The organism is Pseudovibrio flavus (assembly GCF_009711345.1).
In the GTDB taxonomy this organism is placed as follows: Bacteria; Pseudomonadota; Alphaproteobacteria; order Rhizobiales; family Stappiaceae; genus Pseudovibrio; species Pseudovibrio flavus.
On record NZ_SMMA01000045.1, the window covers coordinates 1 to 23,885 of the forward strand.

Genomic DNA, 23,885 nt, shown 5'->3' on the forward strand with positions numbered 1-23,885 from the left:
TACAGATAGCCTAGCAGGGAAGCGAAACTTGCTAACTGGATGACTAATTTGCGGGTGAGGGAATAACTCGCCATTTATTGCAAACGAGAAGGATACAAAAAAGCCAGCCGATTGGCTGGCTCTTGGTCTGCTGTGACGAGGTTGCTTAGCTGCGAAGCTGTACCCAAATCGGAACATGATCGGAAGGCTTCTCCCAGCCACGAACATGTTTGTCGATGTCCACATGGATCATGCGATCTGTTGCTTCAGGGGAGAGGAGTAGGTGGTCAATGCGAATGCCATTGTCTCGCTGCCAAGCACCTGCCTGATAATCCCAGAAGGTATAGACGCCATCATTGTCGTTCCCAGCGCGAAGGGCATCGGTGAAACCGAGGTTCTTCAACTCGCGGAAATAGCCACGGCTCTCTGGTTGGAATAGTGCATCACCAACCCATGCCTCTGGGTTCTTTGCATCCTGAGGCATTGGAATGACGTTGTAGTCTCCCACCAGCATGAACGCTTCTTCTTTCTCCAAACTCTGTTTAGCGTGCGCGATCAAGCGCTGCATCCAAGCAAGTTTGTAGGGAAACTTCTCGGTACCCAGTGGGTTGCCATTAGGAAGGTAAAGACAGCCCACGCGAACCGGAGTGCTGTCGCCAGCAACAACGATCTCGATGTAACGGGCCTGCTCATCGTTTTCATCACCCGGTAAGCGAATATTTAGTTCTTCCGCAGGGCGTTTGGAAAGAATAGCTACGCCGTTGAAGCCTTTCTGGCCGTGGGTGTAGACATGATACCCAAGCTCTTCAAAGGCTTCCTTTGGGAAGTTTTCGTCGACGGATTTGATTTCCTGAAAACAGGCCATATCGGGATCAGCTTCTTTAAGCCATGCGATGGCTGTTTCGATGCGAGCCTTAACGCCGTTGATGTTCCAGCTTGCAATTTTCATGAAGGCTTATCCTGTTAGAGCGGTCGGACGAAAAATTGGAAAGAAGAGGAGGAGGCATTTGCGCAGCGATGACCGCCTCCGAAAAGGGGATTAGATCGAGAAGCTTGTGCCGCAACCACAGCCCGCTGTTGCCTGCGGGTTCTTGATCTGGAACGACTGGCCCATAATGTCGCTAACAAAATCAATCTGAGAGCCAGCCATATACTGCTGCGAAATCGGATCAATAAGAACCGTAGCAGCGTCCTTCTCAAGAACGAGGTCATCGTCTTCGCGTTCGGTCACGAGGTCGTATCGATACTGGAAACCTGAACAGCCGCCACCTTCTACGCTCACACGCAGTACTGTACCCGGTTCTTCTTTAGAGAGAATCTGGGCCACGCGCTTTGCAGCTGCGTCAGTCAAAACAATGGTTTCTTCGCCTTGAGGGGTCTGGTTCTGGGTCATGCTCGCAAAAATCCGGTTAGATATTCCTCTTAAATTGAGGTTAGCCTGCCTATCGCTCTGGATTCTACAGCTATTTTTCTAAATAACTACCCAAGTCCATAAAAGCGACAATAAGCCTGCCCGTTAGATAGGTGTAGCATGCTTTGGCGTCAATGGATCATCCTGAGGATGTACACGGGAGGAAGCATTGGAAAAGGATCTTTCAATTGGTTACGGCGCTCAGCCACGGGCCGCTTACGCTGTCAACCCAGACACAAGCGGTGCGCGCTTGTTCCCGGAAGATAGCAGTCCTACACGAACGCCTTTCCAGCGTGATAGAGACCGCATCATCCATTCCACTGCATTCCGGCGCCTGAAGCATAAGACGCAGGTGTTCGTTTATCACGAGGGTGACCACTTCCGCACGCGTTTGACACATACTATCGAAGTTTCACAGATCGCCCGCTCTTTGGCCCGCGCACTGCGCCTTGATGAGGATTTGGCAGAGTGCCTCGCCCTTGCCCATGATCTTGGCCATACCCCCTTCGGCCATGAGGGCGAAGATACTATGAACGAGTGCATGAAGGATTACGGGCAGTTTGACCACAATGCTCAGTCCCTGCGCATCGTGACCGATCTGGAACGCAGATATGCAGCCTTCGATGGTCTCAATCTTTCATGGGAAACCCTCGAAGGGCTTGTAAAACACAACGGCCCGCTGACGGACCTTGAAGGCAAACCACTCGGAAAGTTCAGCGATAGCGAGCTGCCATTTGCAATTCGCGAGTATGCCGAGCTACAGGATCTAAAACTCTGGTCATGGCCAAGCGCGGAAGCTCAGGTTGCTGCCATCGCTGATGACATAGCATATGACGCCCATGATCTGGATGATGGCTTGCGGGCAGGGCACCTAACCTTTGAAAGTATGCGGACAGTTCCGTTCCTGCGCGATATCCTTGATGAGATCGATAGCAAGTACCCAGAGCTTGAAGACGCGCGCCGCATTCACGAGCTGGTTCGCCGCTGTATCACCCGCATGGTTGAGGATGTAATCGGCGAAAGTATGCGCCGGATTGCGTCCCTAAATCCTAAGAGCCCTGACGATATTCGCGAGGCCAACGGCGCTGTAGTCGCGTTTTCCCCAAAAATGGGGGGGCAGGAAAAAGAATTGAAGCGCTTTCTCTTTGCAAATCTCTACCGTCATCCAGACGTTTTAGAGGTCCGCGAGAAAGTCGCCTCAATCGTCAAGGATCTGTTTAATTGTTACTTTTCTAAGCCCTCCAATATGCCATCTCCATGGGGTGAAGGGCTTGAGGGGCAAGAGCCCGCTGTCATAGCACGCCGTGTCTGTGACTTTATCGCCGGTATGACGGACCGTTATGCCATTGACGAACACGCAAGGCTATTTGACGATACGCCGGATTTGGGGTAGTGCCGCCCCACGAAAGAAAAAGAGGCGTCATTTTCTTTCCGTCGATTTAACTGGCGGTTAGAGGTGTCCAGACCTCCTTTAAGAGTTAGGCTTTTTACAATGAACATCTTTGCAGATTTCGCTAAGCGCGTGCATGGAGTTGTCGAAGGGCTCGGTCTTGCGCCGGAAGAGGGAACGCTTGACGTTTCCCGCGTGACCGTTGAGCCGCCACGCGACAGCGCTCATGGCGATCTGGCAACGAACGCAGCAATGGTTCTGGCTAAACCGCTCAAGATGAAACCGCGCGATCTTGCAGAAAAGATTGCAGCGGGCCTTGAGGCTGATGCTGACGTTGCTTCCGTTTCCGTTGCTGGCCCAGGTTTTATCAATATCCGTTTGCAGCCGCAGGTCTGGTCCCGCGTTCTGGGCTCCATCGTTGCAGCTGAGCGTGACTTCGGTCGCTCCGCAATGGGTGAGGGTCTTAAGGTTAACGTGGAATACGTTTCCGCAAACCCGACCGGTCCGCTTCACGTAGGCCATACCCGTGGTGCAGTGGTTGGTGATGCGCTTGCAAACCTTCTTGCGTTTGCCGGTTACGACGTTACCCGCGAATACTACATCAACGATGCTGGCTCCCAGATTGATACACTGGCTCGTTCTGTATTCCTGCGTTACCGCGAAGCACTTGGCGAGAACATCGGCGAGATCCCTGAAGGTCTTTACCCAGGTGACTACCTCGTGCCGGTCGCTCAGGCTCTTGCTGCTGAATATGGCGAAAGCCTGAAGGAAAAGGACGAGGCAGAACGCCACGAGTTCTTGAAAGAGTATGCCGTCAGCAAAATGATGGACCTCATCCGTGAGGACCTTGCTGAACTCAACGTGAAGCACGATCTTTTCTATTCCGAAAAGTCTATGCACGGTGAAGGCAACACCATTGACCAGTCACTGGCAGCTCTTCGTGAGCGCGGTCTGGTTTATGATGGCACTCTGCCGCCACCAAAAGGTGAAGTGCCGGATGATTGGGAAGACCGTGAGCAGACCCTGTTCCGTTCCTCCGATTACGGCGACGATATCGATCGCGCACTTGTGAAATCCGACGGCAGCTACACCTACTTCGCAGCAGACGTTGCGTACATGCGCGATAAGATCGAACGCGGCTTTAAAGAGCTGATTTTCGTTCTTGGTGCAGACCACGCAGGCTATGTAAAGCGTCTTGAAGCTGTCGGTAGTGCAATTTCCGGCGGTACTGTGGATGTTATCGTTCGTCTTTGCCAGCTCGTTAAGCTGTTTAAGGGCGGCGAGCCTTTCAAAATGTCCAAGCGTGCAGGTAACTTCATTACCCTGCGTGATGTTGTGGATGCTGTGGGGGTAGATGCGGTTCGCTTCATGATGCTTTACCGCAAAAACGACGCCCATCTTGACTTTGACTTTGAAAAAGTTACTGAGCAGTCCAAAGACAATCCTGTCTTCTACGTCCAGTATGGCCATGCAAGATGTAAATCTGTACTGCGTCAGGCTGCAGAAGAGTTGGCAGGTTTCGAAGCTTCTGCAAAAACTCTCGCCGATGCCGACTTCTCTTTGCTTGAAGATGAAGGCGAAGTTGCTTTGATCGCCAAGATGGCGCAGTGGCCTAGAATCGTCGATGGCGCGGCAGAAACACACGAGCCGCACCGAATTGCTTTTTATCTATATGAGCTTGCTAGCGGCCTCCATGGCCACTGGTCCCGAGGCAAGGAAAAGCCTCAATTACGCTTTATTAATGATAAAAAGCCAGAATTGAGTAAAGCAAGGCTTGCGTTAGTCTTTGCAGTTTCTCAAGTGATCGCTTCCGGCCTCGATGTTTTGGGCGTAGAAGCGCCTGAGGAAATGCGATAGCGCGGGCTACCAAAGAGTATTGAAAAAGAACCAGAGGGCCGTGGGGTAGATTGCGGCTCTCTCGTTCAGGGGAAAGACAGCGCTGCTATGTCCAAACGTGCCAACTATCCTATGCCGGGCAGGGAGAACTCTGAACGCACGCCTTCTAAGGAGCCACAAAGCTGGATTCCTGATGAAGATCCGCTTGTAGAACTGGCGCGAATTGTTGGGGAATCTGCTACAAATTACCGTCCGGGCTCCCAGCTAAACAAAGAACAGTCAAATCCGCTTTCCTATTCTGAGCCAGTTGCTGAACCAACACCACAAGAAGCATATCGTGATGCTTCCGACTTTGGGTTTGAACAGCCACAGCAACCAGAGACAACGTTCCGTGAGCCTGAAGCCTATCAGCCTGAACAGAGCTACGGTTACAACGAACCTAAGTTTGACGAGCCTTTCGCAGAGCCGGTAACACAGCCGCAGGCGTCGTCCGAAAGCGCAGCTCATGCCGATCCATTCGGCGGTGATGACTGGCTTAATGATATTTTTCCACAAGAACCTAAGAAATCTACGGAAACTGGTGTTTCTACGGATCTAGGTGACGTGGTGCCATCCCATGAAACACAAGAGGCTGGCGCAGCTGATTTTGGCTTCACGCAGCCAGCGCAAGTAAAAGCGCCAGTAGAACCTGCACCGCGCCACGATGACGTTGTACCGGCTCCTGCTTCTCAAAACAGCGCTTCTACTGCGACCCAAAACGTCCTCGCAGGACTGTTGAATGCTCGTAATGAACGTGCCGCACAGCCGCGCCGCGAGCCTGCTATGGAACGCCCGGTGGCTACACCTAGCCAACCAGCCAACCCAGCACCTTCTGCGCCTGCATTCGGGCAGCGTGTAGAGCCACAGGCCCCGGTCGTTCGCGAGCAGCCAGTACAGGCTCCGCAGACCCCAGCATATGCGCCGCAAGCAGAGCAGCGAGAAGTGCAAAAGCCAATGCGCATTGGCGCATTTGAGCCGCCAGTTGCCCGTGCCGATGCTCCGCGTGTGAAGACGCAGCAACCACTTTCAGCTTCCCGCGAAGAACCGTCCGCAGACTTTGCAGATGATCTGTCCATGGATCTGGAAAGTGCGCTTAAAGGCAGCCTGTCTTTTGGCGGCGAGCGTGAACCAGTAGCTCCAAAAGCTCCTGTATCCAAGCCTGCTCCTGCTGCACCTCGTGCCAGTGATCCTGTCCGTCGTCCTGTAGATCACGCAGGCTTTAGACGCTCGTTTGCAGATATCGCACTTGCGCCGAAGACCGCACCTGCATCTACCGCTGCTGCGCCTCAGCCAAAAGCAAGTGCAGCTCCGATTGCGGCAGCTGGTGCCACTCTTGGCGGCGCTGCTGCGGCATCTCACCATGAGCCTGCGCCTGTTTCTGAATTTATTCCTGACTTTAGCGAGTTTATGCAGGATACAATTGCGGAAGAGCCGAAGCAGGAAAAGCAAGATCAGCTTTCCCGTTCTTTGGAAGCTGAGCTTCTTGCCGAGCTGACCGGTGAAATTGAAGCTCCCGCCGCTCCAAAAGCGCCTGTTCAGCGTTCACAGCCAGCAGCTCAACCGGTAGACAGCGCAGATGATGATTTCGAGCGCGAACTGTTGACAGCGCAGCTTCGCGGTATTCGTGAGCAGAACCAGAAGGCGCAAGCTGCTTCTATTCAAATTCCTGAGCCTGCACCTATTCCTGTAGCTGATCCGGTTCTTTCTGCTGATGATCTTTTAGCGGAGATCGCGCCCGAGAGAATTGATGGCCATGGTAGAGCATTTGAGGCTGACAGCGACGACTCCGAAATCGACGAGATGTCTTGGCCAGCAGCTGCTGAACTTCTCGCAAAGCAAGACATCGAAGAAGAAGATTTCGATCAGGCACCTCCACCAGAAGGGTATGACCTTGACGCTGTAGCTATGGCTATGCGTCAGGAAGATCCAAGCCTTGATGTTGGTGTCCTGCCGGAATCTGATGAGGCGGAAGAAGAACGCGCGCCTAAGCGTGGCGGACTTCGTAAAGCGCTGCTCGCTGCTGCTTCCCTTCTTGTGGTTGGCGGAATTGGTGCAGCAGGCTTTGTTCTGCTCGACCTCAATTCGGCCCCTTCCGACAATGAGCCAGCACGCGTCATTAAAGCGGATAGCGAGCCGATGAAGGAATTCCCTGTCGCTTCCGCAGAGCCGCGTCAGGCAACGGCAAATATCTTGAAGCCAACTGATGGTTCCCAAGCGCCAGCAGGTGAGGTGATGGTGGTACAAGATACCGCTGTCGTTAATCCGCTGCCGCCAGCGCCAGCTGAATCTGATGCAACTGATGGCGAAGCGCTGGATATGACACGCGCCAAGCGCGTGCGTACCGTTGTCGTCCGTCCGGATGGAACGATCGTTTCCGCAGATAGTCAGGCTAGCCAGAACACTTCCGCGCCGAAGGCCGTTGAAACCACCACTATTCGCTTGAACCCAAGTGAGAGTGTTGCGCTGCCTAGCCAAAGCGCAGGTCTTGAGACCAATACCGGTTCATTGATCGGCACCACTGCAGGTGGCCTTTCTTCCGGTCTTGCTCAGCCGCAGGAAACTACCAGTTTCCAAAGCGCAGTTTCCGATGCTCTTGGTACGCCTGAAACGTCGGCTGATGCTGGTGAAATCGGTAGCATCGGTTCTCTAGCTGATGTTGGTTTCATGCCGGAGTCCAAGCCGCTTGGTGGTAGCCTTGTGCCGTCAACGCCAACCGCTTCTGTTTCCGGTGGCCCTCTACGTTTGACACCGCAGGCTGATACAGCTTCTCAGCAGGTGCAGACACAGGTCGCAGCGCTTCCTTCGGCAACGAGCTCTGCTCAGTCCAGCCTACCTTCCGGCGGTTACATCGTGCAGGTGTCTTCCGTTCGTTCTGAAGATCAGGCTCAGGGTGAGATTCGCGCTCTGCAGAACCGTCATCCAGAGCTGATGGGTAACGTTTCTCCACGCATCGTTCAGGCCGATCTTGGTGATCGCGGTGTTTATTACCGTGTTCGCGTACCATTTGCTGGCGCTACAGAAGCCAACGCTTTCTGCAATTCCCTGAAGAATGCTGGTAGTGATTGTTTCGTAAGAAGAAACTGATCCACGAGGTGCTTGACGGGCAGGTCCCGTCAAGCTACCCAATTTAGCATGCAGGCTAAAGCGTTCATATCCGGGTGTCAGTCGACCCGCCTCACTCCCGAAGAACGGAGTTTCTTTGAAATCGAGAAACCCGTTGGTCTCATCCTATTTGCGCGTAATGTTGAAACACCTGAGCAGGTGAGTGAGCTGACGCGTGAGTTCCGCGAAATCGTTGGCCGGAGCGATGCGCCGATCCTGATTGATCAGGAAGGTGGTCGTGTTCAGCGTTTGAAGCCGCCAGTGTGGCCGAGCTATCCAGCATCCGGAACGTGGTCAGCCCTTTATAAGCAAGATCAGGAAGCTGCCCTTCGAGGTGTCTATTTGACCTCAATGCTCATGGGCGTTGACCTTGCAAAGATCGGCGTTTCTGTTTCCTGCTTGCCTGTCCTCGATCTATATTTTGACTTTGCCAGCAAAGTTGTCGGTGACCGTGCCTATTCAGATGATCCTGAGGCAGTCGCCCACATGGGCCGTAAAGCCATTGAGGGCTGTTTGGCCGCAGGCATTCTTCCCATTATCAAGCACATTCCGGGACACGGACGAGCGCTAGCGGATAGCCATCTGGAGCTACCTGTTGTTGAAACTAAGCTCGAAGAGCTTCGTCAGACTGATTTCGTTCCATTCAAAGCTCTTGCAGATTGCTCAATGGGTATGACGGCTCACATCGTCTTTTCCGACATCGACAGTGAGCATCCTGCTACTCAGTCCGCTGTCGTCATTGAGCAGATCATTCGCGGTGAGATCGGTTTTGCTGGCTGCCTGTTCAGTGATGATTTGTCCATGAAAGCCCTGAAAGGGGAAATGGATGAGCGCACCCGCAAGGTCTACGAGGCCGGATGTGATGTGGCGCTACACTGTAACGGCGAATTGAACGAGATGCAGCAGGTCGCCTCTGTTGCGCCGCTTCTTGCAGGTAAAGCCAAGGAACGTTTGGAGGTAGCACTTGCTGGTGTGTCTCCACGGGCGATTGATGCCACACTCGAAAAAGAGCTAAGAGATGAGCTGGATGCCCTCGTGAATAGGGCAAAGGAACTCTAGCATGGACCATGTCACCGAAGACACTGCAGAACTTGATGGTCTTCGCGCTGAAGAGCGCGAACCAAATAGTGCGAGCGGCGATCCGCTCCTGCATGTGGACCTTGGTGGCTACGAGGGACCGTTAGACCTCCTGCTCACATTGGCACGATCTCAAAAAGTCGATCTGACGCGACTTTCCATTCTCCAGCTTGCTGAGCAATACCTTGCTTTCGTGCAACAAGCGCGGCAGATGCGGTTGGAAATCGCGGCAGACTATCTGGTGATGGCGGCTTGGCTTGCCTATCTCAAGTCGCGCCTATTGGTGCCAAAGCAGAAAGACGGCGACGAACCGACTGGGGAAGAGCTGGCTGCCGCACTGGCGTTTCGTTTGCAGCGCCTTGAGGCAATGCGCGAAGCCTCACAAAAGTTGATTGACCGTAATCGCTTGGGACGGGATATTTTTGCAAGAGGCGCGCCGGAAGTTGTTTCCATCGAGCGCAAAAGCCGATGGACAGCCAGTCTCTACGACATCCTGTCGGCTTACGCCTCCCAGCGGCAACGCCGCTCGGTAACTTCCGTCCAATTTAAAAAACGAGATGTTCTTTCACTGCAGGAGGCGCGAGAAATCTTGAACCGCTTACTCGGCGGTGTTTGGGATTGGACGCCGTTGGAGCGTTTTCTTCTTCCTTACATGGGAGAGGGGAACTATAGAAACTCTGTGGTGGCCTCCACATTTTCAGCAAGCTTGGAGCTTGCGCGGGAAGGTGTCGTAGAAATACAGCAGACCAGTACGTTCGGGCCGATATTGCTTCGCTCTGCCCGTAGGCGAGATGACGAAATCGTTGAAGAGCAAGTGGAAGCACAGCGCAAGGAACTTGCGCAAGAGGAGCTCTGAGAGAATAATCCATGACCATGTCAGAGGCTGCTGAAGAAATCGCCAGCATTCAAGATGCTCGCCAGCGTCAGGTAGAACGCATTATCGAGGCGCTGCTTTTTGCAGCTGCCGAGCCTCTATCTGTCTCAGAGCTGGTTAGACGAAGCGGCGCGGACGCACTGATAATCCAAAAGGCGCTGGATCATCTGCGTACACAGTACCAAACCAGAGGTGTTAATCTGGTTTTTGTTTCAGACCGTTGGGCTTTCCGTACCGCTGAGGACCTTTCGTTCCTTATGAGCGAGAACGTGGTGGAGCAAAAGCGCCTGTCTCGTGCAGCGTTGGAAACATTGGCGATCATTGCATTCCATCAGCCAGTGACCCGTGCCGAGGTTGAAGAAATTCGCGGCGTCTCCACTTCCAAGGGTACCCTTGATGTTTTGATGGAAACTGGCTGGGTACGCATGCGTGGTCGCCGCCGGACGCCGGGCCGGCCTGTAACCTATGGAACAACACCAGAGTTTCTTGACCACTTTGGTCTTGGAACCATTAAAGATTTGCCGGGACTGGAAGAACTTAAAGGGGCAGGGCTGCTTGATAGCGCCATACCTGCAAGTTTCTCTATTCCGTCCCCTGATGACAGTCTCGATTTGACCGAGGATGAAGACCCGCTCGATTCTGACGATCCATTACTGGATGAAGAAGTGCAGGCAGAGTGATTCAGGCAGCCACTATGAAAATTGAAGAAGCAACAAATATGTCTTTGAACCGCTCTCGCTTACAGTTTGAGAATATTTCCTATTCCTACGGGAATCTAAGCGCAGTTCGTAACGTGTCTCTCACGGTTGGCGCTGGAGAGGTTGTGTGTCTGCTGGGGCATTCCGGCTGCGGAAAGACCACGCTGCTACGCATTGCGGCAGGACTTATTCGTCAGCAAGTGGGTGAGGTACGTCTAGGCGGCGAGCTTATGTCTGGTGACAAGTGGCACCTACCACCTGAGCAGCGCGGCGTTGGTCTTATGTTTCAAGACTATGCACTGTTCCCGCATCTAACGATTTTGGAGAACGTCAAGTTCGGCCTGTCGGATGTGACGGCGGCAGAGGCAGACAAGCGCGCCAGAGAAGCGTTGGAAAGCGTCGCGATGCTCGGTTACGCCGGTGACTATCCGCATAGCCTGTCAGGTGGTGAGCAGCAGCGCGTTGCATTGGCCCGCGCGCTTGCGCCGCGCCCGCACACTTTGCTTATGGATGAGCCGTTTTCCGGACTGGATAGCCGTCTGCGTGATGGTGTTCGCGCAAGAACGCTGGACGCCGTTAGGGCACAGGGCGCATCCGCAATCGTTGTGACGCACGATCCGGAAGAAGCGCTTCAGGTGGCAGACCGTATCGTCCTCATGCGTAAGGGAAAGATCGTTCAGGACGCTTCGCCGGAGGATATTTACTTCAAACCGGTCAACCGTTTTGCCGCTGGTTTCTTTTCTGATCTGAACGAAGCACCCGCCCACGTTGTGGGCGAAATGGTAACAAGTGCGCTCGGACAGATTCCCGCAAACGGTTCAAAGGCGGGCGAAGACCTCGTAATGTGCGTTCGTCCCCACCATATATCTGTAAGGCTAAATAGCGATGATGCAAACGCCGTCATCACCAAGCGTATCATGGCAGGTACTGGCGATATCTTGGAAATTGGTTTAGAAGGTCTTGATAAGCCTTTGAAAACACGCGTTTCTGAGGTCGGAAAGTTTAGAGTAGGTGACCGAGTTTCAATTGGTATAGAACCAAAAGATCTTCTTGTTTTTAATGAAACTTTTTAGAGGAAAGACCTCTATCGACTTATAAACAATAGGGACCGCTGCGTTTCCTGTGTTATTGTCGGGTCAATTTTACGGGCTCTCGGATAGGAGTAGTAGTATGGGCAGCATTGGAATTTGGCAGATCGTGATCATCGCGGTGGTTGTAGTTCTGCTCTTCGGTCGCGGTAAGATCTCCGAGCTTATGGGTGATGTAGCCAAGGGTATCAACAGCTTCAAAAAGGGGCTGAAGGAAGAAGGCGAGGCATCTGAGGAAAAAGCTAAGGAAGATCCAAAAGTGATCGACCACAAGCCAGCCGAAACGGTTTCTGCTTCCGAGACCGCTGAAAAAGCGGACAAGCAATCGTAACGTAGAAACGAGCTAAGAACGGGATTGGCGATGCGCCATCCCTTCTTCTGTGTGGCAGATAGCGTGCGGCAGAGCTGATGTTTGATATAGCGTGGACTGAACTTTTACTGGTGGCGATCGTCGCGATTCTCGTGGTTGGTCCCAAAGAACTTCCCGGAATGCTGCGGACTATCGGCAAAGCCGTCGGTAGCATGCGCAGGCTTGCCGGTGATTTCCAGAAAACGTTCAATGATGCAATTTCCGAGGCTGAAAAGCAGGCGGGCATCGATGAAATGCGCAAGCAGGCTGATGCGGCACAAAACTTTGATCCCCTGGGAGATATCAAAAAGTCTATCTCCGAGGAAAAGAAGTCTTTTGAATCAACAGCTGCGGACCTGAACCGCGGGCTTAATCTGGATGACCTTCCAGAAACCCGTCACGCCATGCCCGACAGCTACCACCAACAAAAAGACGGTGAGACCAAGAAGGAAGAGCCCGCCCCAACAAAAGCGGTGCCATTCAATCCAACCGTCGAACCTGCACCTGCTGAAAAAGCAGCTGCGGCCCCTCAGAGCAAGTCAGAGGAAAGCTAATTTCTGATGAGTGATAATGATATCGAAGCTTCCCGCGCTCCATTGATCGAGCATTTGATCGAACTGCGGCAGCGTCTGTTTAAATCTGTCATTGCTCTGGCTGTTTGTTTTGTCGTCTGTTTCATTTTTGCATCTGACGTCTTCAACATTCTCATCTGGCCCTATGAACGGGCAGGGGGAGAAGAGCGGACAATTGAGCTGATTTATACAGCGCCGCAGGAATACTTCTTTACCCAGATGAAGCTTGCGTTGTTCGGCGCGCTATTTATCGCGTTTCCGGTTATCGCATCTCAGATCTACATGTTTATTGCGCCGGGGCTTTATAAGCACGAGCGCACTGCATTCGTTCCCTATCTCATTGCAACACCAGTTCTTTTCTTGATTGGTGCGGCACTCGTCTACTTCCTTGTTATGCCTATGGCGATGGGCTTCTTCCTTTCCATGGAGCAGGTAGGTGGTGACGGGCAGGCAAGCATTTCGCTGCTTCCAAGGGTGAGTGAATACCTCAGCCTCATTATGGTGCTGATTTTCGCGTTCGGTTTGGTCTTCCAGCTACCTGTTGTGCTGACACTTCTGGGACGCGCGGGCATCATTACTTCTGACGGCCTTGTGGCTAAACGCCGTTACGCCATCGTTGGCGCTTTTGCCGCAGCAGCAATTTTAACACCTCCTGATCCAATTTCGCAGATCGGTCTTGCACTTCCAACGCTGCTTCTCTACGAAGTCTCCATCTATTGTGTGCGGCTTGTTGAGAAAAAACGCGCAGAGGAACAGGAAGGCGAATAAGCGTCATCCAACTGGTTCCTCGCAGTGTTTTTCCTTGCAGGCCCAGTTCGTAAGCCTGTTGGGGTTTTAATAAAGTTATGCTCGATATCAGATGGATTCGTGACAATCAGGAGCAGTTTGACGCTGCATTGGCCAAGCGTGGGCTTGAGCCGCGTTCCGCAGAACTGGTAGCGCTGGATGATGCGCGCCGTTCTCACGTCACTAAGCTACAGGAAGCGCAGCAGCGCCGTAACGTCGCCTCCAAAGAAATCGGCCGTGCAAAAGCCTCCAAGGACGAAGCAGCAGCTCAGGCGCTGATGGACGAAGTTGCGGAAATCAAGAGCTTCATCCAGAACGGCGAAGAAGAAGAACGTCGTCTGAACGCAGCTCTCGAAGACGCGCTCTGCGTTATTCCTAACATGCCGCTGGATGGTGTGCCTGTTGGTGAAGACGAGAACGATAACGTCGAACTGCACGTCTACGGCGATAAGCCGAGCTTCGATTTTGAACCAAAAGAGCACTATGACCTTGGTAAGGACATGGGCCAGATGGACTTCGAAACCGCTGCAAAGCTCTCCGGTTCCCGCTTCGTGCTGATCAAAGGCAAGCTTGCTCGTCTTGAGCGCGCTCTCGGCCAGTTCATGATCGACCTTCACACTGAAGAGCACGGTTACACCGAAGTATCTCCGCCGCTTCTCGTGCGTGATGATGCGCTGTTCGGCACCGGCCAGCTGCCAAAGTTCTCTGAGGATCTGTTTAAGACCACCACTGGTCACTGGCTGATTCCTACCGCTGAAGTGCCGCTCACCAACATGGTTTCCGAGGAAATCTTGGATCAGGCAGCGCTGCCTATGCGCGTCACCGCTCTGACGTATTGCTTCCGCTCTGAAGCTGGTTCTGCGGGCCGTGACGTTGCTGGTATGCTGCGTCAGCACCAGTTTGAGAAGTGCGAGCTTGTTTCCATCACTGATGAAGACAGCTCTGTCGCTGAGCTGGAGCGTATGCGTGAGTGTGCGGAAAACGTTCTCAAGAAGCTGGGCCTTCACTACCGTGTTGTAACCCTTTGCTCTGGCGATATGGGCTTTGGTGCGCGCAAGACCTACGACATCGAAGTATGGCTGCCGGGTCAGAACGCATACCGCGAAATTTCTTCTTGCTCTGTTTGTGGTGACTTCCAGGCGCGTCGTATGAACGCCCGTTACCGCGTAGAAGGTGAGAAGGCGTTGAAGTTTGTTCACACACTGAACGGTTCGGGCCTTGCTGTTGGTCGCTGTCTCATTGCTGTTCTGGAAAACTACCAGAACGCTGACGGCTCTATCACGGTGCCTGAAGTTCTGCGCCCTTACATGGGTGGAATAGAGGTCATCAACTAATATGCGTATCCTGATCACCAACGACGACGGTATTCATGCAGAAGGCTTGGAAGTGCTGGAACGGGTTGCCCGCCAGCTTTCCGATGATGTGTGGATCGTTGCTCCGGAAACAGACCAGAGCGGCGTTGCACACTCCCTATCGCTGAACGATCCACTGCGTCTGCGCAGAGTATCTGAAAAGCGGTATGCCCTGCGTGGTACTCCGACCGATTGTGTGATCATGGGTATCAAGTCGATCTTGGATATGCCTCCCGATCTGGTGCTTTCGGGCATCAATCGGGGGTGTAACATTGCCGACGATATTACCTATTCCGGAACAGTTGCCGGGGCGATGGAAGGAACGCTGCTTGGCGTGCGCTCCATTGCCCTGTCTCAGCACTATCGCTGGAGCGATATGGCAGGCCCTGACTACAACACAGCTGAGGTGCATGCCGCAGAGGTGTTGCGCCAACTGCTGAAGGTTGATCTGCCGAAAGATACGCTGCTCAACGTCAACTTCCCTGCAGTTCCTGCAAAGGACGTTCGCGGTACGAAAGTTGTTGCGCAAGGAAAGCGTAGCACAGACGCGATGTATGTAGATCCGCGCCGTGATGGCCGCGGAAACCCTTACTACTGGCTTGCATTTAACAACCAGAAGACCACAAGCCCGGCCGGAACGGACCTTACGGCGCTGGAAGAAGGGTATATCTCTGTCACGCCTCTACATTTGAACCTGACAGCCTTCGAACTTTTTGGCAATCTGGAAGCGGTTCTTTCCTAATAAGGCCCTTGCAGGTTGAACATGCTGAATGATGTTTTAGACGGCGGCGATAACGAGAGCGCGCACGAACAATCCCTCAAAGCTGGATGGATTATGCGTTTGCGTTCTTCCGGCGTGCTGGACCATGAGGTCCTCAAAGCACTGGAAGCAGTTCCGCGCCGCAAGTTCCTAACAAACGCCCAGCAGCAGTTCCTCTACGAAGACAGAGCTTTTCCAATTGATTGCGGTCAGATGGGTACAGCCCCTTCGCTGATTGGACAGATCGCGACGTTCCTTCAACTTGATAGAACCCACAATATGCTGGAGATCGGCACAGGCTCCGGCTACCAGACTGCTGTTCTTTCTTGGATTGGTGGTCAGATCCTTTCTATTGAGAGGTTCCGTAGGCTATCAGAGCTTGCGAAAGACCGCATTCAGGCTTGCCGTATTACCAACGTCGATATTGTTCATTCTGATGGTTTGTCGCTGACAAGCTACGACGATGAAAATGGCGACAGCTTCGACCGTATACTGCTCAACGGTTCAGTTGAGCGTGTCCCAAGTTTCCTGTTTGACCTGTTGTCCGATGACGGGCGCTTGATCGCCCCGGTGCGTGATGCGGAAGGGCAGGACCACTTGATGCAGTACGACCGGATTGGTGCGCGTATCGAAGAAACGAAGCTATCTCCCGTTTGGTTCGTTCCGCTCATGGATGGTGTTGCCAAAAAGCTTTGATGAATCTTCAGTTAAGTTAAGCTTTTATCAACCTTGATTAGCGTAAATTACGCACAGATAGCCTTTAGTTTGTTTCGGGTCAGGCATCATGCGTATTTCCGTAGATTTTCATAGAAAACTGACTTTTAGTGTCGCAGTAGGCGCATTGCTCGCCGGTGGTCTTGCTGGCTGCAGCTCAAATATGAGCCGGTTCGGCAATCTGGACAGCGACTACGAAGAGCAGAAAGTTGCAGCTGTTGTGCAGCCGCAGGCCTACGCGCAGCCAAATCCTGTTGTGGCGATTGACCCTGCAAATATTTACTCTGCGCCCCCTAAAAGCGGCGGGGCGATGTTGCCGCCTCCAACTGCAGCATCGGCTCCAGTTTTGACGACAGCATCCGTCGCGCCGACGCAGCGGGTACAGCAGCAGACATGGCAGCCGACTTTCAGCAAGACATACAATCCGCCAGCGCCGCAGGTCAGAAAAACCAATTATGAGGAGCGGACCGTTGGTGGCCGCGTTCCTGCAAGTGTGGCAAAGGCTCCGACCAAGCTCATCGGCTGGACGCCAGTGGGTGGCCGCACGGTGGTTGTAAAGTCAAACGAGACAGCAGAGTCTCTCGCTTGGCAACATAACGTGCCACTGGATGCGTTGCTTCACGCCAACAAGGTAACGGTTGCAAGCGCTATTCAACCCGGTCGCCGCGTTGTTATTCCGGTTAAGGTCGTTCGTAGTGAGCCGCTCTATAAGAGTGATGCCCGCGAGCACCGCATGGTCACACTACCAAGCGCAAATGGAAGTGCTCCGGTTACGACCGCGAGTATTCCTGCGGGCACCTCAATTTCAATGAATAGCCGCGTTGCTAGGCAGCCAGTGTCACCGTCTAATGGGTTTGTTCAGCGCGTCGCATCAGTGCTGCTCCCTCCGGGGAACGTAGGTGAGGGGCCGCGTGGGCAAACCATCGTTGATGCGCCAGTCTACAATGCTCCGGTCTACAGCAATCCAGCGCCGGTTCAGGTAGAAACGCTTCCTGCACCGCAATTGCCGCCAACACAGCAATTGCCCGTCTATCAAGCGCCTCCTGCTGGTTCCAGCTTGTCTCCTGTGCAGCCCGCACCGGTTTATGCAGCGCCGACAGTACAGCAGCCTAGCAATCCGTCGCTCTACGGTATTTCCGCAGTGCCTCAAGCCAAGCCGCAAAAAACCTACAGCTACGCTGCTGTTCAGGTGATCCCTGAGCCAAAGCAGACAACAGCAAGGTTCGCACCGCAGGTTATTCCTGCATCAACCTCGCAGGCACCTACAACGACTGCAGTGTTGCCTCAGCAGGCAGCGGTGTCCACAGCGCCATTACAAGCGCAACCGGTAAAGCCGCAACAAGTTCAGATCCAGCCTGAACCTGTTCAGGAGCCTGTGAAGGAAGTTGTAAAGCTGCAGCCTACCGAGGTCTCGAAGCCAGCACCGGACGCAAGTGCGCAGAAGGTTGCAAGTGCCGAGCCGCAGCAGACCAGTGAACGTTATTTCCGTTGGCCGGTTCGCGGGCGCATTATTTCCGAGTTCGGTCCAAAACCGGGCGGTGAGCGTAACGACGGTATCAACCTCGCTGTTCCTGAAGGAACCGAAGTTAAAGCCGCAGAAGAGGGCACCATCGTCTATGCGGGTAACGAGCTAAAGGGTTTCGGAAACCTTGTGCTTATCCGTCATGATGGCGGCTGGGTCTCAGCCTATGCGCACAATAAGACACTGCATGTAAGACGTGGTGATGTTATCCGCCGGGGTCAAACAATCGCTACAACAGGTTCCACAGGCTCTGTTTCACAGCCTCAGCTGCATTTCGAGCTGAGAAAGGATAACCGTCCGGTTGATCCAATGGCCTACCTGCCGCAATCCTGATTGCTGGTAATTGAATTGAAAAAGGCGTCCCTCGGGACGCCCTTTTTGTATCTGCTTAAAGCTTTGTCTCAAGGCGTCCAGCAAGGTCTTGAATGAACTGCCATGCAACGCGACCAGAGCGAGCACCGCGCGTTGTAGACCATTCTAATGCCTGCCTGCGCAGCTCTTCTTCATTCACTTTAAGGTTAAAGTGAGTGACGTAACCCTTTATCATATCAAGGTATTCGTCTTGAGAGCACTTGTGGAAGCCGAGCCAGAGACCAAAACGGTCTGACAGGGAAACTTTCTCTTCGATAGCTTCGCTTGGGTGAATTGCAGAAGAGCGTTCGTTCTCCATCATGTCACGCGGCAGAAGGTGACGGCGATTTGATGTTGCATAAAACAGAACATTTTCCGGACGCCCCTCAATGCCGCCATCAAGCGCTGCTTTAAGGCTCTTGTATGTGGTGTCATCACCATCAAACGAAAGATCGTCACAGAAGATCAAGAAGCGATAAGGCTCCTGTCGCAGTTGCGCCATCAGGTCTGGAAGGCTGGCGATGTCTTCGCGGTGGATCTCGATCAGTTTGAGCGGGGTCTTGACGGCGTATCCATCAAGGTCTTCGTTGATGGCAGCGTGGGTAGATTTAACGAGCGATGACTTGCCCATGCCACGCGCACCCCAAAGCAGGGCGTTATTGGCCGGAAAACCTTTTGCAAAGCGAACTGTGTTTTCAAACAGTAGCTTTTTGGATCTATCGACACCACATAGGAGTGAAATGTCGATACGGTTGACGTTAGTGACCGGCTGAAGCCCCAACGGCATTGGTTGCCAGATGAAGGCATCGGCACTTTGCATATCGGGTTTTTGTGGTTTGGCAGGTACTGCGCGGGCAACAAGCTCAAGAAGGGCGTCGAGTTTATTGTTAAGGTCAAGCAATGCTGAAGAGGAGTTCTGGCTGTTTGTCATGTGATTCTCGTAGTGCTACGCACTTAATATCTACAGGAGCCTATACGATTTGGGGTAGAAGGTATGCGTGGTGCAACTGCTGTAGCACGGGGAATACACTTGGGGAAAGTGCTTGTATTGCGTGCAATGCCTTGAAAACAGTGGGGTCCCTTGTATAGTCCTGCGCCAAACCTATTATTTGTGGTTATTGATGCAAATTAGACCGTTCAATATCGGTTAAACACATCCTGACATAAAAATTCGTCAGGCTAAGGAGAACTAAATGTTTATCACACCTGCCTATGCTCAAGCTGCCGGCGGCGGCGCAACTGAGATGGTCATGTCTTTGCTGCCATTCATCCTGATCTTCGTGATCATGTGGTTCCTGATCATCCGCCCTCAGCGCCAGCGCGTTAAGCAGCATCAGGAAATGGTGAACAACGTTCGCCGCGGCGATACTGTTGTGACCGCAGGCGGTCTCATCGGTAAGGTTAGCAAGGTTGTAGACGACAGCGAAGTTCAGGTAGACATTGCTGAAGGCGTTCGCATTCGTGTTGTCCGCGCAATGATCCAGGAAGTTCGTTCTAAGTCCGAACCTGTAAAAGACGGCGAATAATCGCAGCTTTTGGATCAATTGTTGAGCTCGCCTTCGGGCCTGCACATTAGTGCAGAGGAGGGCGGGCTCCGAAACCGGACAGGGCAACTATGCTTTATTTTGCACGCTGGAAGATCGCTCTGATCATCCTCGTCGTTATGGGCGGTGTTCTGACAACGCTCCCGAACTTCTTTTCCCCTTCTACCGTGCAGTCATGGCCAGATTGGCTGCCGAAGAAGCAGGTCGTTCTGGGTCTTGACCTTCAGGGCGGTGCCTACCTTCTTTATGAAGTGGACAAACAGGACTACAAACAAAAGCAGCTGCGCCAGTTAACCGGTGATATCCGCAGTGCGCTGCGCGAAAGTCCGCGTATTGGTTACACCGGCCTGAGTGTTCAGGGCGACAGTGTACAGGTTCGTATCCGCGATACTGCTCGTATTAGCGAAGCAGAAAAGCGTCTGAGCGAACTGGTTAATCCATTGAACAACACCGTATTCGGCGGTCAGGCGGTAAATGAATACGCCTTGGAAGACGCTGGTAACGGTCTATTCCGCTTTACATTCACCGAAGAAGGCCTTGATCTGCGCCTTGCAGGTGTTGTTGAGCAGTCCATCGAAGTTATTCGCCGCCGTGTTGACGAGCTGGGCACCACGGAGCCAAGCATTCAGCGTCAGGGCGCGGACCGTATTCTCGTTGAAGCACCGGGTGAGAGCAACCCGCAGCGTCTGAAAGACCTCGTCGGCCAGACCGCGCAGCTCACCTTCCACATGGTTAGCGACAGCATGTCCGGCGAACAGGCCCTTCAAGGTCGCCCGCCAGCAGGCACAATGGTTCTGTACGGTCTTGAAGACCAGCGTCCATACCTGCTCGAAGAACGCGCTCTCCTGCCGGTGAAGAGCTTCAGGATGCACAGGTCGGTTTCGACCCGAACTCCAATGAGCCAGTTGTTAGCTTCCGCTTCAACACCTCCGGCGCTCGTACCTTTGCAGACGTAACTCGCCAGAACGTAAACCGTCCATTCGCTATCGTTCTTGATGACGAGGTGATTTCTGCTCCGGTTATCCGTGAGCCGATTACAGGCGGTTCCGGCCAGATTTCTGGTTCCTTCACCGTTGAAGGCGCTAACGATCTTGCAGTTCTCCTGCGCGCAGGTGCGCTTCCAGCACGTCTTGACGTGATTGAAGAACGCTCTGTTGGTCCAGGCCTTGGTAAAGACTCCATCGACGCTGGTCGTCTTGCATCCCTAATCGGTGCATTGGCCGTTGTTATCTTCATGGTTCTTGCTTATGGCGTCTTCGGCGTTATCGCAAACGTTGCGCTGATTGCCAACGTAACCATGATCTTTGGTGTTCTAACCACCATTCAGGCGACGCTGACGCTGCCAGGTATTGCCGGTATCGTTCTAACCATCGGTATGGCCGTGGACGCGAACGTGCTGATCTACGAACGTATCCGTGAAGAAGTGCGGGCAGGGCGTTCTCCAATCGGTGCTATCGATGCAGGCTTTAGCCGTGCGATGGGTACCATCTTGGATGCGAACGTAACCACCTTGATTGTAGCGCTCATCCTGTTCTTCATCGGCACCGGTCCGGTGAAAGGCTTTGCTGTGACGCTGATGATCGGTATCTTCACCACCGTGTTTTCCGCTGTAACGATCTCAAGGTTCCTAATCTCCTTGTGGATCAAGCGTAAACGCGTGACGAAACTGCCAATCTAATCCGGAGAGAGAGAACTTATGAAACTTCTCAAAATTGTTCCGGAGAAAACCAATATCCGGTTTATGCAGTGGCGCAAGGTCAGCTTTACAGCTGCTATCCTTATGGCAATTGCATCGTTCGTGCTGTTCTTCACCGTTGGGCTCAATTTCGGTATCGACTTTAAAGGCGGTACCCTGATCGAGTTGAAAACCACCGATGGCCCTGCAAACCTTTCCCAGATCCGCTCTGACCTGAATGGTCTGGGTCTTGGTGAAGTGCAGGTACAGGAATTCGGTGAGCCGGATGAAGTGTTGATCCGCATCGAGAACCAAGGCGACGATGAAGCGTCCCAGCAGGATGTTCTGTCTAAAGTACAGGGCGTACTGGCTGAAAACGTTGAGTTCCGCCGTACGGAAATCGTGGGTCCACGTGTATCTGGTGAATTGGCGTGGGTCGGCTCCCTTGCGGTTGCCTCGTCCCTCATTATGATCCTGTTCTACATCTGGTTCCGGTTTGAATGGCAGTTTGCACTAGGTGCTATTGTCACAACATTCAACGATATCCTCCTTACTGTAGCGTTGTTCTGTATCCTGCAGCTGGACTTTACCTTGTCCAGTATCGCAGCGGTGCTGACAATTATCGGTTACTCGCTTAACGATACGGTGGTGGTTTACGACCGTATCCGCGAAAACCTGCGCCGCTACAAGAAGATGACGCTTGTGGACCTTCTGGACCGTTCCATCAACGAAACCTTGTCCCGTACAACGATGACCTCTCTCACCACTTTGCTGGCGCTTTTCTCGCTGGCAATCTTCGGCGGTGAAGTTATTCGCTCCTTCGTACTGGCAATGATCTTCGGTGTTGTCATCGGTACCTTCTCAAGTATTTTCCTTGCTGCTCCATTCCTCATCCTTACCAACCTGCGTACCAACGTGTTTGATAAGGAAGAAGATGAAGCGGAAAAAGGAAAGAAAACTTCTGCTTGATAGGTCTGCTTAAGGAGATCGAACAGCATGGCAAAACGTGGGCAGCCACTCCAGATCAGACAGGCACACTTGCCGCAAATGGCAGCAATTGATGCTTATGGAAATGGTGGCTTTCGTTTTGCCGAAATGTCTCATAGGGGCTCCCTCTTGTGCGTGCCAAGTGGCATTCACGGGTGGGAGCCCGTTTCCTTTGAGGATGTAGACCTCGATAGTTTTGCGCCTGTTTTGGAACAGAGCGACGATATCGAGATCCTCATCGTCGGAACGGGGACAGACCTTATTCCTCTGCCTGAAGAGTGGAAGGCAGAGTTTCGCAGCCACGGTATTATGGCTGACCCAATGTCTACCGGTAACGCGGTTAGAACCTACAACGTGCTCTTCAACGAGAACCGAGCCGTTGCCGCTGTGTTCCTAGCGGTTGAATAATGAGTGAACGAACCCAAGAGAATTTCGAATACTGCCTGGAACAGCTACGCAAGCTGGACCGTGACCGATATTTCTCCTGCCTTTATGCGCCGGAGAGCAAGCGCGCAGCCCTTGCAGCGCTCTATGCCTATCAGTTGGAACTTTCCCGAATTCCCCATCAAGTAAAGGAAGCCCTACCGGGTGAAATTCGCCTTCAGTGGTGGGTGGACGCGCTAGGCGGTGAAGGGCATGGCAATGTGCGCGACAACCCTGTAGCAGATGCGCTATTGGACGCCGTAGAACACTACAACCTTTCCAGCGCTGCGCTCGCCACTATGGCGGAAGCGCGCCGGTTTGATCTTTACAACGACCCTATGCCGAGCCTGAATGATCTGGAGGGCTACTGCGGCGAAACGCAGTCTCTGCTCCTACAGCAGGCCGTTACCATACTGGTAGGACCGGAGGAGGCTCCTAAGTTCAGCGATGCGTGCGGTCACGGCGGTGTGGTCCACGGTATGACAGGGCTTCTAATAGCGCTGCCATGGCACATAGCAGGCAAGCAGCAGTTTATTCCGCAGGACACTATGCGTCGTCATGGATTGGATGAAGTGGGGCTTTTCTCAGGCAAGGGCTCAGAGGCTCTTGAAAAGGCTGCCGCTGAAATCAGGTTCCACATCGACCACCATATGGAAAAGATGGAAGCGGCATTCTCAGGCTTGCCTTTAGAGGGAACGCCAGCTTTTCTTCCTGTAATGCTGAATAAGCAATATCTTAAGCTGCTACCCGAGTTTGACGACGGCCGATTGCAGCCATATGAGCCAATGTCGGACCTCTCCCGCCAGTGGCATACATGGCGTGCATCCAGAGCTCTCACCAAGGCTTTTGCTTAGGCCACGAACGCGTTGTCTTACAGACTTCGCTCACGCTTGCATGAAATGGTCTACGTGGTGCATGAATATCTTCCACTGGCCTTGCGCATCAGGTCTTAAGCCGCTCACTGTACGAAACGGCTGGATAGAGGGTGGCTCTCCGATTTCTGCTTGTGAGACCGAGTAGAGAGAGCACATGACAATCGCCATGTCCGCGCTATGCATCACGTCAATGCTTTGCGCCTCAATACCGCCCCCAATATGCGTCTCTGCCTGATGGCGCCAGTCTTCGTAGGTTGCATTCCAGCCTTTGAATGTCGCGCCGAAGGGGCTCACATAAACTACATCATCGCTATGCTCGAATACCTCAGACACAGGTTCGGGGTTGCCTCTCAGCATCTCGTTTACCGCATCATGGAAGCGCTCCAACACTGCTTTCACTGCGTCTTCTGTGGCGTCAGACATAGGGATCTCCTCTCGCTTTGATCAAACACTAGCGTTTTTCAAGCGCGGCCAGCAACCA

At 53.1% G+C, this 23,885-nt stretch carries 22 protein-coding genes and 1 pseudogene; 19 read left to right on the forward strand and 4 right to left on the reverse strand.

Going from position 1 to position 23,885, the window contains the following annotated elements:
* Positions 1–145 precede the first annotated feature (145 nt).
* Both xth and erpA read right to left on the reverse strand, forming a co-directional pair.
* On the reverse strand, positions 146–928 hold the full coding sequence (xth, locus tag E1162_RS01205) for an exodeoxyribonuclease III (protein WP_155125795.1): 783 nt from the start codon (positions 926–928) through the stop codon (positions 146–148).
* A 90-nt stretch (positions 929–1,018) separates the two neighbouring features.
* Positions 1,019–1,372 (reverse strand): iron-sulfur cluster insertion protein ErpA, encoded by a 354-nt coding sequence (erpA, locus tag E1162_RS01210; protein ID WP_155125799.1) that lies wholly within the window; start codon positions 1,370–1,372, stop codon positions 1,019–1,021.
* Between the two features lie 187 nt (positions 1,373–1,559).
* Between erpA and E1162_RS01215 the strand changes: the two genes are divergently transcribed.
* The 14 genes from E1162_RS01215 to E1162_RS01280 all read left to right on the forward strand — a co-directional run bounded on the left by E1162_RS01215 (position 1,560) and on the right by E1162_RS01280 (position 17,882).
* Positions 1,560–2,783, forward strand: coding sequence for a deoxyguanosinetriphosphate triphosphohydrolase (locus E1162_RS01215; protein ID WP_155125801.1), 1,224 nt, complete (start codon positions 1,560–1,562; stop codon positions 2,781–2,783).
* Between the two features lie 99 nt (positions 2,784–2,882).
* Positions 2,883–4,637, forward strand: a complete 1,755-nt coding sequence (gene argS, locus E1162_RS01220; protein WP_155125802.1) for an arginine--tRNA ligase — start codon at positions 2,883–2,885, stop codon at positions 4,635–4,637.
* Positions 4,638–4,724: 87 nt separating this feature from the next.
* A complete protein-coding gene (locus E1162_RS01225; protein ID WP_155125804.1) occupies positions 4,725–7,739 on the forward strand; it encodes an SPOR domain-containing protein in 3,015 nt (1,004 codons plus the stop codon).
* A gap of 48 nt (positions 7,740–7,787) precedes the next feature.
* Positions 7,788–8,816 carry a beta-N-acetylhexosaminidase gene (gene nagZ, locus E1162_RS01230; protein ID WP_155125806.1) on the forward strand — a complete coding sequence of 343 codons (1,029 nt, stop codon included), beginning with the start codon at positions 7,788–7,790 and terminating at the stop codon, positions 8,814–8,816.
* 1 nt (position 8,817) lies between these two features.
* Positions 8,818–9,690, forward strand: coding sequence for a segregation and condensation protein A (locus E1162_RS01235; protein WP_155125808.1), 873 nt, complete (start codon positions 8,818–8,820; stop codon positions 9,688–9,690).
* A gap of 17 nt (positions 9,691–9,707) precedes the next feature.
* A complete protein-coding gene (scpB, locus tag E1162_RS01240; protein WP_257098561.1) occupies positions 9,708–10,388 on the forward strand; it encodes an SMC-Scp complex subunit ScpB in 681 nt (226 codons plus the stop codon).
* A gap of 14 nt (positions 10,389–10,402) precedes the next feature.
* On the forward strand, positions 10,403–11,479 hold the full coding sequence (locus E1162_RS01245) for an ABC transporter ATP-binding protein (RefSeq protein WP_257098556.1): 1,077 nt from the start codon (positions 10,403–10,405) through the stop codon (positions 11,477–11,479).
* Between the two features lie 97 nt (positions 11,480–11,576).
* On the forward strand, positions 11,577–11,825 hold the full coding sequence (locus tag E1162_RS01250) for a twin-arginine translocase TatA/TatE family subunit (RefSeq protein WP_155125812.1): 249 nt from the start codon (positions 11,577–11,579) through the stop codon (positions 11,823–11,825).
* Between the two features lie 77 nt (positions 11,826–11,902).
* Positions 11,903–12,397, forward strand: a complete 495-nt coding sequence (tatB, locus tag E1162_RS19385) for a Sec-independent protein translocase protein TatB (protein WP_257098557.1) — start codon at positions 11,903–11,905, stop codon at positions 12,395–12,397.
* A gap of 6 nt (positions 12,398–12,403) precedes the next feature.
* Entirely contained in the window at positions 12,404–13,183 is a 780-nt protein-coding gene (tatC, locus tag E1162_RS01260) for a twin-arginine translocase subunit TatC (protein ID WP_155125814.1), read from the forward strand.
* A 77-nt stretch (positions 13,184–13,260) separates the two neighbouring features.
* Positions 13,261–14,535, forward strand: coding sequence for a serine--tRNA ligase (serS, locus tag E1162_RS01265; protein WP_155125816.1), 1,275 nt, complete (start codon positions 13,261–13,263; stop codon positions 14,533–14,535).
* A gap of 1 nt (position 14,536) precedes the next feature.
* Positions 14,537–15,295 carry a 5'/3'-nucleotidase SurE gene (gene surE / locus E1162_RS01270; protein WP_155125818.1) on the forward strand — a complete coding sequence of 253 codons (759 nt, stop codon included), beginning with the start codon at positions 14,537–14,539 and terminating at the stop codon, positions 15,293–15,295.
* A 21-nt stretch (positions 15,296–15,316) separates the two neighbouring features.
* Positions 15,317–16,009, forward strand: coding sequence for a protein-L-isoaspartate O-methyltransferase family protein (locus tag E1162_RS01275; RefSeq protein ID WP_155125820.1), 693 nt, complete (start codon positions 15,317–15,319; stop codon positions 16,007–16,009).
* Positions 16,010–16,097: 88 nt separating this feature from the next.
* On the forward strand, positions 16,098–17,882 hold the full coding sequence (locus tag E1162_RS01280; protein ID WP_155125822.1) for a peptidoglycan DD-metalloendopeptidase family protein: 1,785 nt from the start codon (positions 16,098–16,100) through the stop codon (positions 17,880–17,882).
* A gap of 55 nt (positions 17,883–17,937) precedes the next feature.
* Here the strand turns inward: E1162_RS01280 and E1162_RS01285 are convergent, their stop codons facing one another.
* Positions 17,938–18,831 carry an ATP-binding protein gene (locus E1162_RS01285; RefSeq protein WP_155125824.1) on the reverse strand — a complete coding sequence of 298 codons (894 nt, stop codon included), beginning with the start codon at positions 18,829–18,831 and terminating at the stop codon, positions 17,938–17,940.
* A 262-nt stretch (positions 18,832–19,093) separates the two neighbouring features.
* On the opposite strand from E1162_RS01285, the gene yajC reads away from it, so the two are divergent.
* The 5 genes and pseudogenes from yajC to E1162_RS01310 all read left to right on the forward strand — a co-directional run bounded on the left by yajC (position 19,094) and on the right by E1162_RS01310 (position 23,383).
* The gene (gene yajC / locus E1162_RS01290) at positions 19,094–19,426 is read left to right on the forward strand and encodes a preprotein translocase subunit YajC (RefSeq protein WP_155125826.1); all 333 of its coding nucleotides are present in this window, start codon (positions 19,094–19,096) and stop codon (positions 19,424–19,426) included.
* Positions 19,427–19,515: 89 nt separating this feature from the next.
* Positions 19,516–21,122, forward strand: a pseudogene (secD, locus tag E1162_RS01295) (protein translocase subunit SecD).
* An 18-nt stretch (positions 21,123–21,140) separates the two neighbouring features.
* On the forward strand, positions 21,141–22,088 hold the full coding sequence (gene secF / locus E1162_RS01300) for a protein translocase subunit SecF (protein WP_155125828.1): 948 nt from the start codon (positions 21,141–21,143) through the stop codon (positions 22,086–22,088).
* A gap of 27 nt (positions 22,089–22,115) precedes the next feature.
* The gene (locus E1162_RS01305; RefSeq protein ID WP_155125829.1) at positions 22,116–22,514 is read left to right on the forward strand and encodes an Mth938-like domain-containing protein; all 399 of its coding nucleotides are present in this window, start codon (positions 22,116–22,118) and stop codon (positions 22,512–22,514) included.
* Positions 22,514–23,383, forward strand: a complete 870-nt coding sequence (locus E1162_RS01310; RefSeq protein ID WP_155125832.1) for a phytoene/squalene synthase family protein — start codon at positions 22,514–22,516, stop codon at positions 23,381–23,383. The genes E1162_RS01305 and E1162_RS01310 overlap by 1 nt, the downstream gene beginning before the upstream one ends.
* A gap of 30 nt (positions 23,384–23,413) precedes the next feature.
* Here the strand turns inward: E1162_RS01310 and E1162_RS01315 are convergent, their stop codons facing one another.
* Positions 23,414–23,827 (reverse strand): YybH family protein, encoded by a 414-nt coding sequence (locus E1162_RS01315; RefSeq protein WP_155125834.1) that lies wholly within the window; start codon positions 23,825–23,827, stop codon positions 23,414–23,416.
* Positions 23,828–23,885: the final 58 nt, after the last annotated feature.